We start from the raw sequence: 16,345 nt of genomic DNA on the forward strand, positions 1-16,345 counted from the left end.
AGAGCTCTTATGCGTCGCGATTCAGCCAGGCCATGTATTCCGTTACACCTTCAGCAACGGTTTTGAATGGTTTGTCGTAACCCGCCGCGCGCAGATTTGTCAGATCTGCCTGAGTGAACGCCTGGTAGCGGCCTTTCAGCTTATCCGGGAACGGAATGTATTCGATCTGGCCTTTCTTGTGATAAGCCAGCGTAGCATCTGCTACTGCCTGGAAGGATTCTGCACGACCGGTGCCGAGGTTGAAGATACCGGAAACGCCATTTTCCAGGAACCACAGGTTTACATCTGCCACGTCGCCCACATAGACGAAGTCGCGTTTGAAGTTCTCGCTACCTTCAAACAGCTTCGGTGATTCACCGTTGTTAAGCTGAGTGTTGAGATGGAACGCGACGCTCGCCATGCTGCCTTTATGGCCTTCACGCGGTCCATAAACGTTGAAATAACGGAAGCCAACAATCTGCGAGTTCGCTTCAGGCAGGATTTGGCGAACATATTCATCAAACAGGAATTTTGAGTAACCGTAGACGTTCAACGGTTTTTCGTACTCGCGGGATTCAATAAAGTCGGAGGTGCGTCCGCCGTAGGTGGCTGCGGAAGAAGCGTACAGGAACGGGATTTCGCGCTCCAGGCAGTAGTGCAGCAGCTCCTTGGAGTATTGATAGTTGTTATCCATCATATACTTGCCGTCCCACTCGGTGGTGGAAGAGCATGCGCCTTCGTGGAAAATCGCTTCGACATCGCCGAACTCTTCGCCAGCCATAATCTGGATCAGGAAGTCTTCCTTATCCATATAGTCCGCGATATCCAGATCCACCAGGTTCACAAACTTGGTGCCGTCTTTCAGGTTGTCCACCACCAGAATATCGGTGATGCCTTTATCATTCAGGGCCTTAACGATGTTGCTGCCGATAAAGCCCGCGCCGCCGGTAACGATGATCATAACTGTAACCTTCGAATTATGGAGTCAGAGACAATCTCAGACACGAATACTTCTATCATATCACTACACGGCGTTGGCTTCAGCCATTCGCCAAAAGTGAGATTGATGGACGTTATTTATCCTGAATTTTGCAGAAGTGTTAACGCGTCATCTCGTCGCGACCTATAAGTTTGGGTAATATGTGCTGGAATTTGCCCTGTCTGGAGAATCGCAATGCGTGGAGAATTTTATCAGCAGTTAACCAACGATCTGGAAACCGCACGGGCGGAAGGGTTGTTTAAAGAAGAGCGCATTATTACGTCTGCGCAGCAAGCAGATATCACTGTGGCTGATGGAAGCCACGTCATTAACTTTTGTGCCAACAACTATCTCGGGCTGGCGAATCATCCGGATCTGATTGCGGCAGCAAAGGCGGGAATGGATTCTCACGGTTTCGGCATGGCTTCGGTGCGTTTTATTTGCGGCACTCAGGACAGCCATAAAGAGCTTGAACAAAAACTGGCGGCATTCCTGGGGATGGAAGATGCGATTCTCTACTCTTCCTGCTTTGATGCTAACGGTGGACTGTTTGAAACGCTGCTGGGTGCGGAAGACGCCATTATCTCCGACGCACTGAACCACGCGTCTATTATTGATGGTGTGCGTCTGTGCAAAGCTAAACGCTATCGCTATGCCAACAACGATATGCAGGAGCTGGAAGCACGTCTGAAAGAAGCGCGTGAAGCCGGTGCGCGTCATGTGCTGATTGCCACCGATGGTGTGTTCTCAATGGACGGCGTGATTGCCAACCTGAAAGGCGTTTGCGATCTGGCAGATAAATACGATGCCCTGGTGATGGTGGATGACTCCCACGCGGTCGGTTTTGTCGGTGAAAATGGTCGTGGTTCCCATGAATACTGCGATGTGATGGGCCGGGTCGATATTATCACCGGTACGCTTGGTAAAGCGCTGGGCGGGGCTTCTGGTGGTTATACCGCGGCGCGCAAAGAGGTGGTTGAGTGGCTGCGCCAGCGTTCTCGTCCGTACCTGTTCTCCAACTCGCTGGCACCGGCCATTGTTGCCGCGTCCATCAAAGTACTGGAGATGGTCGAAGCGGGCAGCGAACTGCGTGACCGTCTGTGGGCGAACGCGCGCCAGTTCCGTGAGCAAATGTCGGCGGCGGGCTTTACCCTGGCGGGAGCCGATCATGCCATTATTCCGGTCATGCTTGGCGATGCAGTAGTGGCGCAGAAATTTGCCCGTGAGCTGCAAAAAGAGGGCATTTACGTCACCGGTTTCTTCTATCCGGTCGTTCCGAAAGGTCAGGCGCGTATTCGTACCCAGATGTCTGCGGCGCATACCCCTGAGCAAATTACGCGTGCAGTAGAAGCATTCACGCGTATTGGTAAACAACTGGGCGTTATCGCCTGAGGATGTGAGATGAAAGCGTTATCCAAACTGAAAGCGGAAGAGGGCATCTGGATGACCGACGTTCCTGTACCGGAACTCGGGCATAACGATCTGCTGATTAAAATCCGTAAAACAGCCATCTGCGGGACTGACGTTCACATCTATAACTGGGATGAGTGGTCGCAAAAAACCATCCCGGTGCCGATGGTCGTAGGCCATGAATATGTCGGTGAAGTGGTAGGTATTGGTCAGGAAGTGAAAGGCTTCAAAATCGGCGATCGCGTTTCTGGCGAAGGCCATATCACCTGCGGTCACTGTCGCAACTGTCGTGGCGGTCGTACCCATCTGTGCCGCAACACCATTGGTGTCGGTGTTAACCGTCCGGGCTGCTTCGCCGAATATCTGGTGATTCCGGCGTTCAACGCTTTCAAAATCCCCGACAATATCTCCGACGACCTGGCTTCCATTTTTGATCCCTTCGGTAACGCCGTGCATACCGCGCTGTCGTTCGATCTGGTGGGCGAAGATGTGCTGGTTTCTGGTGCAGGTCCGATAGGTATTATGGCTGCGGCGGTGGCGAAACACGTTGGTGCACGCAATGTGGTGATCACCGATGTTAACGAATACCGCCTTGAGCTGGCGCGCAAAATGGGTATCACCCGTGCGGTCAACGTCGCTAAAGAAAACCTTAATGATGTGATGGCAGAACTGGGCATGACCGAAGGCTTTGATGTCGGTCTGGAAATGTCCGGTGCGCCGCCAGCGTTTCGTACCATGCTCGACACCATGAACCACGGCGGTCGCATTGCGATGCTGGGTATTCCACCGTCCGATATGTCTATCGACTGGACCAAAGTAATCTTTAAAGGCTTGTTCATTAAAGGTATTTACGGTCGTGAGATGTTTGAAACCTGGTACAAGATGGCGGCGCTGATTCAGTCAGGTCTGGATCTCTCGCCGATCATTACCCATCGTTTCTCTATTGATGATTTCCAGAAGGGCTTTGACGCTATGCGTTCGGGCCAGTCCGGGAAAGTAATTCTGAGTTGGGATTAACACGAACAAGGGCTGGTATTCCAGCCCTTTTGCCTGAGGATAATCCGTTAAATATGTAAAATCCTGTCAGTGTAATAAAGATATCGTAATTGCGCTGATCTCTTATATAGCTGCTCTCATTATCTCTCTACCCTGAAGTGACTCTCTCACCTGTAAAAATAATATCTCACAGGCTTAATAGTTTCTTAATACAAAGCCTGTAAAACGTCAGGATAACTTCAGAGGTCGTCGGTAATTTATGATGAACAGCACCAATAAACTTAGTGTTATTATTCCGTTATATAATGCGGGCGATGATTTCCGCACTTGTATGGAATCTTTAATTACGCAAACCTGGACTGCTCTGGAAATCATTATTATTAACGATGGTTCAACGGATAATTCTGTTGAAATAGCAAAGCATTACGCAGAAAACTATCCGCACGTTCGTTTGTTGCATCAGGCGAATGCTGGCGCATCGGTAGCGCGTAATCGTGGGATCGAGGTGGCGACGGGCAAATATGTCGCTTTTGTCGATGCTGACGATGAGGTCTATCCCACCATGTACGAAACGCTGATGACCATGGCGTTAGAGGATGACCTCGACGTGGCGCAGTGTAACGCTGACTGGTGTTTTCGTGAAACGGGAGAAACCTGGCAATCCATCCCCAGCGATCGCCTTCGCTCAACCGGCGTATTAACCGGCCCGGACTGGCTGCGGATGGGGCTTTCTTCGCGCCGTTGGACTCACGTTGTCTGGATGGGGGTTTATCGCCGTGATGTTATTGTTAAAAATAACATTAAATTTATTGCCGGATTACATCATCAGGATATTGTCTGGACAACAGAATTCATGTTTAACGCGCTGCGTGCGCGATATACCGAGCAATCATTATATAAATATTATCTGCATAATACGTCAGTGAGTCGGTTGCATAGACAAGGGAATAAAAACCTTAATTATCAACGTCACTATATTAAGATTACCCGCCTGCTGGAGAAATTAAATCGAAATTATGCCGACAAAATTACGATTTATCCGGAATTTCATCAGCAAATAACTTACGAAGCATTGCGTGTTTGCCATGCGGTGCGCAAAGAGCCGGATATTCTTACCCGCCAACGGATGATTGCCGAGATATTTACTTCCGGTATGTATAAGCGCCTGATTACCAATGTGCGCAGCGTGAAGGTCGGTTACCAGGCGTTACTGTGGTCTTTCCGCTTATGGCAATGGCGCGACAAAACGCGGTCGCACCATCGCATTACGCGTAGCGCCTTTAATTTGCGCTAGCGTTAAACTTCGCCGCTTCGGGCTGTTTGCCCCAGCCTTGCCACTGATGCTGGAAGTAAACGATCAGCGTGCTCTGGCTGATGCTTTCGCTTAATACTTCAAAGAAGCGATTAGCATAAACAGGTTCTATCGGTTTCTTCGGTTTGCACAGCTTCACGCCACGGAACGGATTACGCGGTGCATCAGGCACAGCGTTTTTCGGCGGTGTAGAAGTATCAACCTGCGGTTCATTCAGCAAGCTGCTGGCTTTCACCAGCGTAATGTCTGGCGGCAGGTTATAAACCATCTGTTGTAGCACGCGTACCGTTGAAGGGTGAGGATGCCCAATGGCAATGGTTGAACCGTTGCGACGCGCCAGATCAATTGCGCGATTAAATTGCACACGGATGTCCGCTTCGTTCTGCGAATCGTCGAGGAACACCTTCCGTTTGATCACCTTCACGCCAGTACCTTGCGCGGCGCGCATCGCCTGGGTATTACCGATGGTTACGCTGTCGAGGAAGTAAAGATTGTAACGCTCCAGTGCCTGCATCACTTTCTGCATACCAAACAGGTTAGAGGTCATCTTGCTACCCATGTGGTTGTTGATCCCCACGGCATAGGGCACGTTATTGACCGCACTACGAATAATGCGCTCAATTTCGTCGCTGCTCATCTCCGGGCGCAGCGTATTTTTCTCCAGCGGCTGTTTACTCAGTGGTGCCATCGGGAGATGAATCAACACTTCGTGCCCGCTGTTATGCGCTTTGGTCGCCATCTCTCTGGCGTGCGGTGAATCGGGTAATACAGCGACGGAGATAGCGGAGGGCATCGCCAGCACCTGGTTTTCGTTGTGCGGGCGATACCCAAAATCATCAATGACGATGGCAAGTTTGCCAGCAAGTACGGGGGAGGAGAGCGCCAACAGAGCGGCAAATGCAAGAACGTTACGACGAAATGGAAACAAAACTTATCTTCCCAACCACGGCTGTGGATTGACCGCCTGACCCTGGCGGCGAATTTCGAAATAGAGTGAAGGCCGACCCTGACCGCCACTGCTGCCCACCAGTGCAATTGGCTGGCCCGCGCGAACCTGCGAACCAACGCTCACCAGTGCGCTCTGATTATAGCCGTAAAGACTCATGTCGCCTTTACCGTGCTCAACCACCACCACCAGACCGTAACCTTGCAGCCAGTCAGCCAGAATCACCCGACCGTCGGCAATCGCTTTAACTTCAGTACCTTCAGAGGCACCGATAACCATTCCTTTCCAGCGTAGTTCGCCCTGTAGCTGTTCACCATAGCGATGCAGCGTCGGCCCGCGAACCGGCCAGAATGCCTGACCACGCGGCGCACCCAGGCCACCAGTTCGGGACATCAGCGATTTTTCGCTTTCGGTCGGTTTATAGGTGGTGCCTTTGCGCGTCGCTTCTTTCTGGCGGTCGCGAACCGCCTGGGCCTCACGCGCTTCTCGTTCAGCACGCGCTTTCGCCGCGGCTTCCGCACGGGCAATGCTGTTACGCAGACGGGATTCGTTGGCACGCAGTTCACTTAGCTGCTGCTGACCTTGCTGGATGGAAGATTCCAGCCCCGCCAGCGTCTTTTTACGCTCGTTCAGAGCCTGAGTCAGTTTCGCCTGTTGGGCGCGCTGTTCATATAACAGCGTTTGTTGCTCGCTTTGTTTCTCTTCCAGTTCAGCACGCTGCATGGCGACTTCTTCACGCGTTTGCTTCAACTGGGCAATGGTTTCTTGTCGCGCCTGGTTGAGATAGCCGAAATAAGCCTGTAAACGCTGTCCACGCTGGCTTTCTTCACCGCTGAGAATTAGCTGAATACCGGTATGCTCGCCCTGACGGAATGCGGCATCCAGTTGCGCGGCGAGGCTGCGCTCCTGGGCGGCTTTTTGCTGCTCCAGTTTGGCAATCGACGCGTTCATCTCATCAATCTGTTTATTGAGTTGATTGAGCGTGTTTTGCGTTTCGCGCAGCTTACGGGTGGCTTCAGAGATCGCTTCTTCCTGCTTTTTCAATTGTGCGAGCAGGCTTGCGCGTTGTTGTTGCTTTTGGCGTACCGCGCGCTCTTTTGCGGCGATATCGGCCTGAATAGATTTGAGTTGGTCACGCTCATCCGCGTGGGCGGAAAAGGCGCACAACAATACGCCAGCGCTAAGAACGCTGGCGTAGATGATGGGCCTGATTGCAAACCTGCGCGGTTTCACGGCCCGTGTCATGGTATTAATCGCCTTTCCCCTCATGGGGAGGGATTATTCCACGATGAACAGCGGCTTACCAGTCATCTCTTGCGGGATTTCCATACCCATCAGCGACAACATGGTCGGCGCGATGTCAGAAAGTTTGCCGCCTTCAACCGCTTTCACGTTCTTATCACCAACATAAATCAGCGGAACTGGCAGGTTGGTGTGTGCCGTGTGTGCCTGACCCGTTGCCGGATCGCGCATCTGTTCAGCGTTACCGTGGTCAGCGGTGATCAGCAGTTGTCCACCCACGGACTCAACCGCTTTCGCGACTTCTTCCACGCAGTGATCCAGTGCTTCAACCGCTTTAACCGCCGCTTCCATCACCCCGGTGTGACCTACCATGTCGCCGTTCGGATAGTTACAGATAATGGTGTCGTATTTGCCGCTCTTGATGGCCGCAACCAGTTTTTCGGTCAGCTCTGCGGAGCTCATTTCCGGTTGCAGATCGTAGGTAGCCACTTTCGGTGAGTTGATCAGAATGCGATCTTCGCCTTTGAACGACTCTTCTACGCCACCGTTGAAGAAGAAAGTAACGTGGGCATATTTTTCGGTTTCGGAAATACGCAACTGAGTTTTGTCGTTTTTCGCCATCCACTCGCCGAAGGTGTTAACCAGGGAAGCGGGTGGGTAAGCAACCGCAGTTTTGATGTCAGCGGCGTATTCGGTCAGCATCACGAAATCGACGTTAACCACTTTCTTACGCGCGAAGCCATCGAAATCAGCGTTCACGAATGCACGAGTGATTTCACGCGCGCGGTCAGCACGGAAGTTCATGAAAATCAGCGCATCGCCGTCTTCCATTGCCGCATCTGGCTGACCTTCTGCACGAATAACGGTCGCTTTCACGAACTCGTCGTTTTCGTCGCGAGCATAAGCTGCCTGCAAACCAGCAACGGCAGTATCGGCCTGGAACTCACCCTGCGCCAGAGTCAGCAGGTCATAGGCTTTTTCAACGCGATCCCAACGGTTATCGCGGTCCATCGCGTAGTAACGACCAATGATGGACGCTACGCGGCCTTTACCCAGCGCAGCAAATTTCTCTTCAAATTTTTTCAGCGAGGATTCAGCACTGCGCGGCGGGGTGTCGCGACCGTCAAGGAATGCGTGCAGGTAGATTTTTTCTGCGCCGCGTTCAGCTGCCAGTTCTACCATCGCCATGATGTGATCTTCGTGGCTGTGTACGCCGCCTGCGGAGAGCAGACCCATAATGTGTACTGCTTTACCTGCGTTTTTCGCTTTATCTACCGCGCCAGTCAGCACTGGATTAGCAAAGAAAGCGCGATCTTTGATTTCAACGTCCAGACGAGTCAGGTCCTGATACACGATGCGGCCGGCACCCAGGTTAACGTGGCCTACTTCGGAGTTACCCATCTGACGGTCAGGCAGACCGACTTCCAGACCGGAAGCGTCGATCAGGGTATGCGGACGATTGGCCCACAGTGCATCCATTACCGGGGTTTTAGCACTAAAAATGGCGTTATCCTGCTGTTCTTCGCGATAGCCATAGCCATCCAGAATCACCAGTACCATAGGTTTTTTAGAAACCGACATTGCGACAACCTCATACTCAAGAGTCAAAATTTGCGTAATTTTACTACAGCTGAATCGATAAAATAGCCTCTGAAGATCAAAATATACGACCGCTCGCGGCAAGCCGATGCCAGATTTACGCTTTTTTTTCGTCGCGCCCCGCAAAATTGCATTCCAGTTAACGCGCTGGCTGTATTTGCCGCACCGCGCAGGTATACTCCTTTCCTGGTTTTTTTAATCACTACGTCGGGAGTTGTTACCCCCCATGCAAGAAATTATGCAATTTGTTGGCCGTCATCCCATACTGAGTATCGCCTGGATCGCGTTACTGGTGGCGGTTCTTGTGACTACGTTTAAGAGCCTGACCTCGAAAGTGAAGGTGATTAGTCGTGGTGAAGCTACGCGTCTGATCAACAAAGAAGACGCTGTGGTTGTGGATTTACGTCAGCGTGATGACTTCCGTAAAGGCCATATCGCAGGTTCTATCAATCTGTTGCCGAGCGAAATCAAAGCCAACAATGTTGGTGAGCTTGAGAAGCACAAAGACAAACCGGTTATCGTGGTAGACGGTTCTGGCCTGCAGTGCCAGGAGCCTGCAAATGCGCTGACGAAAGCTGGTTTTGCGCAAGTATTCGTGCTGAAAGAGGGCGTCGCTGGCTGGGCTGGCGAAAACTTGCCTTTGGTGCGCGGCAAATAATTTACCTGTCGTCTTTCATGATGCAGGCCGTTAGCTGCAATTAGGCCCCCAGCGACTTATTGTTATAAGCTTCTGGGGACACTCCATTTTGCTGCCGCCCTGCAACATGAAATTTCAGGGTAAAAAACAGGAGCTAATTTATGGCCAATGTTGAAATCTATACTAAAGAAACCTGCCCGTATTGCCATCGTGCAAAAGCACTGCTGAGCAGCAAGGGCGTGAGTTTCCAGGAGTTGCCGATCGATGGCAATGCCGCCAAGCGTGAAGAGATGATCAAACGCAGCGGTCGCACCACGGTTCCCCAGATTTTTATTGACGCACAGCACATTGGCGGCTGTGATGACTTGTATGCATTGGATGCACGTGGTGGACTGGATCCCCTGCTGAAATAACGTGTGAACGTTGGCATTACATTGCGCAGTATTTAAGGACAACACTTAAGGGTTTTCTACACATGTCAGAACAAAACAACACCGAAATGACTTTCCAGATCCAACGTATTTATACCAAGGATATTTCTTTCGAAGCGCCGAACGCGCCGCACGTTTTCCAGAAAGATTGGCAGCCAGAAGTTAAACTTGATCTGGATACGGCATCTACTCAACTGGCAGATGACGTTTACGAAGTGGTACTGCGTGTTACCGTAACGGCCTCCCTGGGCGAAGAAACCGCGTTCCTGTGTGAAGTTCAGCAGGGCGGTATTTTCTCCATCGCGGGTATCGAAGGCACCCAGATGGCACATTGCCTGGGCGCATACTGCCCGAACATTCTGTTCCCGTATGCTCGTGAGTGCATCACCAGCATGGTATCCCGCGGTACATTCCCGCAACTGAACCTTGCGCCGGTTAACTTCGATGCGCTGTTCATGAACTATTTGCAGCAGCAGGCTGGCGAAGGTACTGAAGAACATCAGGATGCCTGATGAACCAACGTAATGCTTCAATGACTGTGATCGGTGCCGGCTCGTACGGCACCGCTCTTGCCATCACCCTGGCAAGAAATGGCCACGAGGTTGTCCTCTGGGGCCATGACCCTGAACATATCGCAACGCTTGAACGCGACCGCTGTAACGCCGCGTTTCTCCCCGATGTGCCTTTTCCCGATACGCTCCATCTTGAAAGCGATCTCGCCACTGCGCTGGCAGCCAGCCGTAATATTCTCGTCGTCGTACCCAGCCATGTCTTTGGTGAAGTGCTGCGCCAGATTAAACCGCTGATGCGTCCTGATGCGCGTCTGGTGTGGGCGACCAAAGGGCTGGAAGCGGAAACCGGACGTCTGTTACAGGACGTGGCGCGTGAGGCCTTAGGCGATCAAATTCCGCTGGCGGTTATCTCTGGCCCAACGTTTGCGAAAGAACTGGCGGCAGGTTTACCGACGGCTATTTCGTTGGCCTCTACCGACCAGACCTTTGCCGATGATCTCCAACAATTGCTGCACTGTGGCAAAAGTTTCCGCGTTTACAGCAACCCGGATTTCATCGGTGTGCAGCTTGGCGGTGCGGTGAAAAACGTCATTGCCATTGGCGCGGGGATGTCCGACGGTATCGGTTTTGGTGCGAATGCGCGTACGGCGCTGATCACCCGTGGGCTGGCTGAAATGTCGCGTCTTGGTGCGGCGCTGGGTGCCGATCCTGCCACCTTTATGGGCATGGCGGGGCTTGGCGATCTGGTGCTTACCTGTACCGACAACCAGTCGCGTAACCGCCGTTTTGGCATGATGCTCGGTCAGGGCATGGATGTACAAAGCGCGCAGGAGAAGATTGGTCAGGTGGTGGAAGGCTACCGCAATACGAAAGAAGTCCGCGAACTGGCGCATCGCTTCGGCGTTGAAATGCCAATAACCGAGGAAATTTATCAAGTATTATATTGCGGAAAAAACGCGCGCGAGGCAGCATTGACGTTATTAGGTCGTGCACGCAAGGACGAGCGCAGCAGCCACTAACCCCAGGGAACCTTTGTTACCGCTATGACCCGGCCCGCGCAGAACGGGCCGGTCATTATCTCATCGTGTGGAGTAAGCAATGTCGTGTGAAGAACTGGAAATTGTCTGGAACAATATTAAAGCCGAAGCCAGAACGCTGGCGGACTGTGAGCCAATGCTGGCCAGTTTTTACCACGCGACGCTACTCAAGCACGAAAACCTTGGAAGTGCACTGAGCTACATGCTGGCGAACAAGCTGTCATCGCCAATTATGCCTGCTATTGCTATCCGTGAAGTGGTGGAAGAAGCCTACGCCGCTGACCCGGAAATGATCGCCTCTGCGGCCTGTGATATTCAGGCGGTGCGTACCCGCGACCCGGCAGTCGATAAATACTCAACCCCGTTGTTATACCTGAAGGGTTTTCATGCCTTGCAGGCCTATCGCATCGGTCACTGGTTGTGGAATCAGGGGCGTCGCGCATTGGCAATCTTTCTGCAAAACCAGGTTTCTGTGACGTTCCAGGTCGATATTCACCCGGCAGCAAAAATTGGCCGTGGCATTATGCTCGACCACGCCACGGGCATCGTTGTGGGTGAAACGGCGGTAATTGAAAACGACGTATCGATTCTGCAATCTGTGACGCTTGGCGGTACGGGTAAATCTGGTGGTGACCGTCACCCGAAAATTCGTGAAGGTGTGATGATTGGCGCGGGCGCGAAAATCCTCGGCAATATTGAAGTTGGTCGCGGCGCGAAGATTGGCGCAGGTTCCGTGGTGCTGCAACCGGTGCCGCCGCATACAACCGCCGCTGGCGTTCCGGCTCGTATTGTCGGTAAACCAGACAGCGATAAGCCATCAATGGATATGGACCAGCATTTCAACGGTATTAACCATACATTTGAGTATGGGGATGGGATCTAATGTCCTGTGATCGTGCCGGATGCGATGTAATCATCTATCCGGCATACAGTAACTAATCTCTCAACAACGCTCCCGGATATCCCAGCTGCCGCCAGGCTTCATACACCACAACTGACACCGCATTGGACAGGTTCATGCTGCGGCTGTCCGGCACCATCGGAATGCGAATTTTTTGTTCAGCGGGCAGGGCATCAAGAATGCTCGCTGGCAGGCCGCGTGTTTCCGGGCCGAACATCAGATAATCGCCATCCTGATAGCTTACGGCGCTGTGAGCAGGCGTACCTTTCGTGGTGAGGGCAAACAGGCGCTGGGGATTTTCTGCTTCGAGGAACGCGCGAAAGTCATGATGACGCGTAACGGCGGTAAACTCGTGATAGTCCAGCCCCGCGCGGCGCAGGCGCTTATCGTCCCAGGCAAATCCCATCGGTTCGATGATATGCAGACGAAAGCCGGTATTAGCGCAAAGACGGATGATGTTGCCAGTATTTGGCGGAATTTCTGGTTCGTAAAGTACGATGTTTAGCATACTGCCCCCTTAGTGCGGGGGCAGGATAGCAGAAAATTGGTGAGCAGTGCGGCCTTTTCCCCTCACCCCGGCCTCCCCCTGTCTCTTGATCAGGAGATCTGATCAAGAGACAGCTCCCTGAGGGAGAGGGTTAGGGGGAGGGGGCGCAAACGACTATGCCGCATTCCCTTTCGCCATCGGGGCCAGTGCCGCAGGCAACTCTTTACCCAGCCCCTGCACCAGCGAATCTTGCGTAATTTCGCTGATCGATTTCGCGCCAGTCAGCGTCATTGCCACTTTCATCTCTTTCTCGATCAGATTTAGCAGGTTAGCTACACCCGCCTGGCCCGCTGTTGCCAGCGCATACAGGAAAGCACGACCCAGAAGTACGGTGTCGGCACCGAGCGCAATCATACGCACGACATCAAGCCCGTTACGAATTCCGCTATCCGCCAGAATGGCGATATCACCTTTCACCGCATCTGCAATAGCGGGCAACGCACGAGCGGAAGAGAGTACACCGTCCAGCTGGCGGCCACCGTGGTTAGAAACCACAATTCCATCAGCACCAAAACGTACTGCATCGCGCGCATCTTCCGGATCGAGGATCCCTTTGATCACCATCGGGCCATCCCAGAAATCGCGGATCCACTCAAGGTCTTTCCATGAGATGGACGGATCGAAGTTATTCCCCAGCCAGCCGATGTAATCTTCCAGTCCGGTCGGTTTGCCGAGATAAGCTGAGATATTACCTAAATCATGTGGACGACCGTTCAGGCCCACATCCCACGCCCATTGCGGATGCGTCACCGCCTGCAAGTAGCGGCGCATTGCCGCATTTGGGCCGCTCATACCTGAATGCGCATCACGGTAGCGTGCGCCCGGTGTCGGCATATCCACGGTGAAAACCAGCGTCGAACAACCCGCTGCTTTTGCTCGCTCCAGCGCGTTACGCATAAAGCCGCGATCGCGCAGTACATAAAGCTGGAACCACATTGGGCGCTTGATGGCTGGCGCGACTTCTTCAATCGGGCAAACGGAAACCGTCGAGAGAGTAAACGGAATGCCATGCGCGTCCGCCGCTTTGGCTGCCTGAACTTCGCCACGACGCGCATACATGCCACACAAACCCACCGGTGCCAGTGCTACCGGCATCGACAATTTCTCATTAAACAGCGTCGTTTCCAGGCTTAAGTCAGACATGTTTTTCAGAATACGCTGGCGCAGTGCCACTTCTGACAAATCTTCCACGTTGCGGCGCAGCGTGTATTCAGAATATGCACCACCATCCATATAGTGGAACAGGAACGGCGGCAGAATGCGTTGCGCTGCGGCGCGATAATCGCTGGCTGCGGAAATAATCATGCGTTTTTCTCCCTCGAATGCTCATAATGCTCACCGGGCAGGCGGGTAATCCGTGCGTGGCGAGCCTGATCTTCATCGAATCGTTTCATGGTGGTGTGAACAAAACTAAGGTGCGTCATCATTGCTTTACGCGCCCCGTCGGCATCACCAGCAAAAATGGCGTCAATGACAGCCTGATGTTGTTCGGTCAGTTGTGAAAAAACCGGTGGCACCAGATACATCCGCTGACGGCTATGCTTCACTGAGGATTGCAGGACATCGAAGAAACCGCGCATGGTTTGCAGCAGCACGATGTTATGTGAGGCTTCGGCAATCGCCAGATGAAAACGAACGTCCGCTTGTGAGGCGATATCCGGGTCTTCACTTAGCGTTGCTTCAAAGCAAAGCTGAATCTTTTCTTTGTCGCCAGGTGTGGCGCGCATTGCCGCATGCCATGCGGTGCTGGCTTCAATGGCGTAGCGGGCTTCCAGAATATCGAAACTGTAATCCGGATCATCGGCCATCAGCGTTTTTAGCGGCTGGACGATGTTTTGCTCCGACCATGTGTCATGACGCCAGCGAATAAACGTCCCGCCGCCGCGTCGACTGAGCAGCACGCCTTCGCTCACCAGTTTTGCCAGCGCCTCGCGTAGTGAATTACGTGATACGCCGAGTTGCATCGCCAGTTGGCGCTCAGCGGGCAACTTCATGCCCGCTTCCAGGTTTTTTTCATCAATCAGCGCCCGCACACGATCGGCAACCTCGTCTGACAGGCGTCTGGGTAAAACAATCATTAAGGAATCATCCACGTTAAGACATAAGCCTGAAGCGTGGTGATCACGCCCACCATACAGGTGAAGATCAGGCTGTGTTTGACAGTAAAGCGGAACAAATCAGACTCTTTGCCCACCAGGCCTACCGCCGCACAGGCGATAGCGATAGATTGCGGGGAGATCATCTTACCGGTGACGCCACCGGTGGTATTGGCGGCAACCAGCAACAGATCAGAGACGCCAATTTGTTGTGCTGCGGTGGCTTGCAGCGCGGCGAACAGGGCGTTAGATGAGGTATCCGACCCGGTCAGGAATACCCCCAGCCAGCCGAGGAACGGCGAGAAGAAGGTGAATGCATGACCGGTGTGCGCCAGTGCCAGTGCCAGTGTTGATGACAGTCCGGAATAGTTCGAGATAAAGGCGAACGCCAGCACCATGCCGATGGAGTAGATGGGTAGAGCCAGTTCTTTCAGCGTGCTGCCGAAGGTGCTGATAGCGTCAGACGGTTTCATCTTCAGCCAGACAATCGAGAGCAGTGCAGCAAACAGAATGGCGGTGCCGGTGGCAGAGAACCAGTCAAACTTAAACACGGCGGCATAGGCTGTAGCCTCGCTGACCACTGGTGGCATACGGGCAACCAGTTTATCGAGGTACGGCACCGGAATGTTGATCACCCACTCATACAGCGCACCACCCGATGCGAACAGGGCTTTAAACGGCGGGATACTCCACAGTGTTACGGTAGCTGTCAGGAACAGGAACGGTGTCCAGGCACGTAACACCTGACCCGCAGTGTAACCGGTGTGGGCCAGCGTCATATCAACCTGTGACGCCCCCAAATCACCAAAACGGAATACGCGCACTGGCTGCCAGCGTTTGAGGAACAGCGTCAGGCAGAGCAGTGATACCAGCGAAGAGATAATGTCCGGCAGCTCCGGCCCAATGAAGTTAGAGCTAAGGTACTGAGCGATGGCAAACGAGCCGCCCGCAACCACGACCGCAGGCCACGTCTCCTTGATACCGCGCCAGCCGTCCATAATCGCCATGATCCAGAACAGCACGATAATGGTCATAAACGGTAGCTGCCGCCCCACCATCTGGCCAATCTCAAAGCTGTCGATGCCTGTTACTTGTCCGGCAACCAGGATTGGAATGCCCATCGCGCCAAATGCCACTGGCGCGGTGTTAACAATCAGGCACAGTCCGGCGGCGTACAGCGGTTTAAAACCCAGGCCGACCAGCAATGCGGCGGTAATTGCTACCGGTGCGCCAAAGCCTGCGGCTCCTTCAAGGAAAGCGCCGAAACAGAAACCGACGATCAGCATTTGCAGACGCTGGTCAGGGGTTATCGAAAGAATAGACGAGCGAATGATGTCAAACTGCCCGGTTTTCACCGAGATCTTATAGACGAACACTGCTGCAATAATGATCCACGCGATGGGCCACAAACCATAGAAGAAGCCATAAACCACCGAGGCCAGCGCGTTAGCGACCGGCATTTTATAGAACAGCAAAGCCACGGCAAGGGCGATTGCTACCGTCCATGAGGCGGCGACGTATCCTTTCAGTTTGAGCTTAATCAGCGCAAAGAAGAAAAACAGGATGGGAAGCGATGCTATCAGACTGGAAAGCCAGATATTCCCGGCGGGATCGTAGTTTTGTTGCCAGAGATTCATTGCAGGTCTCCTGGAGTCCACGCACATCGTGTAATGAGTCTGTTGCTCATCTCCTTGTCACACGTTGTGTAAAAGTGGCACTGC

Annotated in this window: 16 protein-coding genes; 8 read left to right on the forward strand and 8 right to left on the reverse strand. The window is 53.0% G+C overall.

Translation table 11 applies throughout. The features are described from left to right. Nucleotides 1–7: 7 nt before the first annotated feature. A complete protein-coding gene (gene rfaD, locus ACJHXA_RS09455) occupies nt 8–940 on the reverse strand; it encodes an ADP-glyceromanno-heptose 6-epimerase (protein WP_000587750.1) in 933 nt (310 codons plus the stop codon). A 213-nt stretch (nt 941–1,153) separates the two neighbouring features. On the opposite strand from rfaD, the gene kbl reads away from it, so the two are divergent. The 3 genes from kbl (at nt 1,154) to waaH (ending at nt 4,658) form a co-directional block, all read left to right on the forward strand. Next, complete coding sequence (gene kbl / locus ACJHXA_RS09460) at nt 1,154–2,350, forward strand: glycine C-acetyltransferase (protein ID WP_001213834.1); 1,197 nt, start codon at nt 1,154–1,156, stop codon at nt 2,348–2,350. A gap of 9 nt (nt 2,351–2,359) precedes the next feature. After that, a complete protein-coding gene (tdh, locus tag ACJHXA_RS09465; RefSeq protein WP_000646014.1) occupies nt 2,360–3,385 on the forward strand; it encodes an L-threonine 3-dehydrogenase in 1,026 nt (341 codons plus the stop codon). Nucleotides 3,386–3,623: 238 nt separating this feature from the next. Beyond that, nucleotides 3,624–4,658: a UDP-glucuronate:LPS(HepIII) glycosyltransferase gene (gene waaH / locus ACJHXA_RS09470; protein WP_000982091.1), complete on the forward strand. Its 1,035-nt coding sequence runs from the start codon at nt 3,624–3,626 to the stop codon at nt 4,656–4,658. Here the strand turns inward: waaH and ACJHXA_RS09475 are convergent. From ACJHXA_RS09475 to gpmM, 3 genes are read right to left on the reverse strand one after another with little or no spacing between them, the layout of a single operon-like run. Beyond that, nucleotides 4,645–5,604 (reverse strand): divergent polysaccharide deacetylase family protein, encoded by a 960-nt coding sequence (locus ACJHXA_RS09475; RefSeq protein WP_000483856.1) that lies wholly within the window; start codon nt 5,602–5,604, stop codon nt 4,645–4,647. The two genes, waaH and ACJHXA_RS09475, sit on opposite strands and share 14 nt — an antisense overlap. Nucleotides 5,605–5,607: 3 nt before the next feature. Next, the gene (envC, locus tag ACJHXA_RS09480; RefSeq protein WP_000196256.1) at nt 5,608–6,867 is read right to left on the reverse strand and encodes a murein hydrolase activator EnvC; all 1,260 of its coding nucleotides are present in this window, start codon (nt 6,865–6,867) and stop codon (nt 5,608–5,610) included. Nucleotides 6,868–6,900: 33 nt separating this feature from the next. Beyond that, the gene (gpmM, locus tag ACJHXA_RS09485) at nt 6,901–8,445 is read right to left on the reverse strand and encodes a 2,3-bisphosphoglycerate-independent phosphoglycerate mutase (RefSeq protein ID WP_000116566.1); all 1,545 of its coding nucleotides are present in this window, start codon (nt 8,443–8,445) and stop codon (nt 6,901–6,903) included. 244 nt (nt 8,446–8,689) lie between these two features. Here gpmM and ACJHXA_RS09490 point away from each other — a divergent pair, with 244 nt between their 5' ends. From ACJHXA_RS09490 to cysE, 5 genes are all read left to right on the forward strand, one after another. After that, on the forward strand, nt 8,690–9,121 hold the full coding sequence (locus ACJHXA_RS09490; RefSeq protein WP_001315904.1) for a rhodanese-like domain-containing protein: 432 nt from the start codon (nt 8,690–8,692) through the stop codon (nt 9,119–9,121). Between the two features lie 140 nt (nt 9,122–9,261). Then, complete coding sequence (gene grxC / locus ACJHXA_RS09495) at nt 9,262–9,513, forward strand: glutaredoxin 3 (protein WP_000024392.1); 252 nt, start codon at nt 9,262–9,264, stop codon at nt 9,511–9,513. A 62-nt stretch (nt 9,514–9,575) separates the two neighbouring features. Further along, the gene (secB, locus tag ACJHXA_RS09500) at nt 9,576–10,043 is read left to right on the forward strand and encodes a protein-export chaperone SecB (protein WP_000003382.1); all 468 of its coding nucleotides are present in this window, start codon (nt 9,576–9,578) and stop codon (nt 10,041–10,043) included. Beyond that, nucleotides 10,043–11,062, forward strand: coding sequence for an NAD(P)H-dependent glycerol-3-phosphate dehydrogenase (gene gpsA / locus ACJHXA_RS09505; RefSeq protein ID WP_001076194.1), 1,020 nt, complete (start codon nt 10,043–10,045; stop codon nt 11,060–11,062). The genes secB and gpsA overlap by 1 nt, the downstream gene beginning before the upstream one ends. 79 nt (nt 11,063–11,141) lie before the next feature. Then, complete coding sequence (gene cysE / locus ACJHXA_RS09510) at nt 11,142–11,963, forward strand: serine O-acetyltransferase (protein ID WP_001277561.1); 822 nt, start codon at nt 11,142–11,144, stop codon at nt 11,961–11,963. Nucleotides 11,964–12,015: 52 nt separating this feature from the next. On the opposite strand, the gene trmL is transcribed toward cysE, so the two are convergent. The 4 genes from trmL to lldP form a co-directional block, all read right to left on the reverse strand. After that, nucleotides 12,016–12,489 (reverse strand): tRNA (uridine(34)/cytosine(34)/5-carboxymethylaminomethyluridine(34)-2'-O)-methyltransferase TrmL, encoded by a 474-nt coding sequence (gene trmL, locus ACJHXA_RS09515; protein WP_000932344.1) that lies wholly within the window; start codon nt 12,487–12,489, stop codon nt 12,016–12,018. Between the two features lie 153 nt (nt 12,490–12,642). Next, nucleotides 12,643–13,833, reverse strand: coding sequence for a quinone-dependent L-lactate dehydrogenase (gene lldD / locus ACJHXA_RS09520; RefSeq protein ID WP_000586962.1), 1,191 nt, complete (start codon nt 13,831–13,833; stop codon nt 12,643–12,645). After that, nucleotides 13,830–14,606: a transcriptional regulator LldR gene (lldR, locus tag ACJHXA_RS09525; protein WP_001307463.1), complete on the reverse strand. Its 777-nt coding sequence runs from the start codon at nt 14,604–14,606 to the stop codon at nt 13,830–13,832. The genes lldD and lldR overlap by 4 nt, the downstream gene beginning before the upstream one ends. Beyond that, the gene (gene lldP / locus ACJHXA_RS09530; protein WP_001297977.1) at nt 14,606–16,261 is read right to left on the reverse strand and encodes an L-lactate permease; all 1,656 of its coding nucleotides are present in this window, start codon (nt 16,259–16,261) and stop codon (nt 14,606–14,608) included. The genes lldR and lldP overlap by 1 nt, the downstream gene beginning before the upstream one ends. Nucleotides 16,262–16,345 lie beyond the last annotated feature (84 nt).

It is taken from the genome of Escherichia sp. WS33 (assembly GCF_046486385.1).
Taxonomy (GTDB): Bacteria; Pseudomonadota; Gammaproteobacteria; order Enterobacterales; family Enterobacteriaceae; genus ECMA0423.

Excerpts from the sequence above, each read along its gene's own strand:
- rfaD (WP_000587750.1), bottom strand. The coding sequence starts at position 940 with ATGATCATCGTTACCGGCGGCGCGGGCTTTATCGGCAGCAACATCGTT.
- lldR (WP_001307463.1), bottom strand. The coding sequence starts at position 14,606 with ATGATTGTTTTACCCAGACGCCTGTCAGACGAGGTTGCCGATCGTGTG.
- gpmM (WP_000116566.1), bottom strand. The coding sequence starts at position 8,445 with ATGTCGGTTTCTAAAAAACCTATGGTACTGGTGATTCTGGATGGCTAT.
- waaH (WP_000982091.1), top strand. The coding sequence starts at position 3,624 with ATGATGAACAGCACCAATAAACTTAGTGTTATTATTCCGTTATATAAT.
- gpsA (WP_001076194.1), top strand. The coding sequence starts at position 10,043 with ATGAACCAACGTAATGCTTCAATGACTGTGATCGGTGCCGGCTCGTAC.
- secB (WP_000003382.1), top strand. The coding sequence starts at position 9,576 with ATGTCAGAACAAAACAACACCGAAATGACTTTCCAGATCCAACGTATT.
- tdh (WP_000646014.1), top strand. The coding sequence starts at position 2,360 with ATGAAAGCGTTATCCAAACTGAAAGCGGAAGAGGGCATCTGGATGACC.
- lldP (WP_001297977.1), bottom strand. The coding sequence starts at position 16,261 with ATGAATCTCTGGCAACAAAACTACGATCCCGCCGGGAATATCTGGCTT.
- grxC (WP_000024392.1), top strand. The coding sequence starts at position 9,262 with ATGGCCAATGTTGAAATCTATACTAAAGAAACCTGCCCGTATTGCCAT.
- kbl (WP_001213834.1), top strand. The coding sequence starts at position 1,154 with ATGCGTGGAGAATTTTATCAGCAGTTAACCAACGATCTGGAAACCGCA.
- lldD (WP_000586962.1), bottom strand. The coding sequence starts at position 13,833 with ATGATTATTTCCGCAGCCAGCGATTATCGCGCCGCAGCGCAACGCATT.
- envC (WP_000196256.1), bottom strand. The coding sequence starts at position 6,867 with ATGACACGGGCCGTGAAACCGCGCAGGTTTGCAATCAGGCCCATCATC.
- cysE (WP_001277561.1), top strand. The coding sequence starts at position 11,142 with ATGTCGTGTGAAGAACTGGAAATTGTCTGGAACAATATTAAAGCCGAA.
- trmL (WP_000932344.1), bottom strand. The coding sequence starts at position 12,489 with ATGCTAAACATCGTACTTTACGAACCAGAAATTCCGCCAAATACTGGC.
- ACJHXA_RS09490 (WP_001315904.1), top strand. The coding sequence starts at position 8,690 with ATGCAAGAAATTATGCAATTTGTTGGCCGTCATCCCATACTGAGTATC.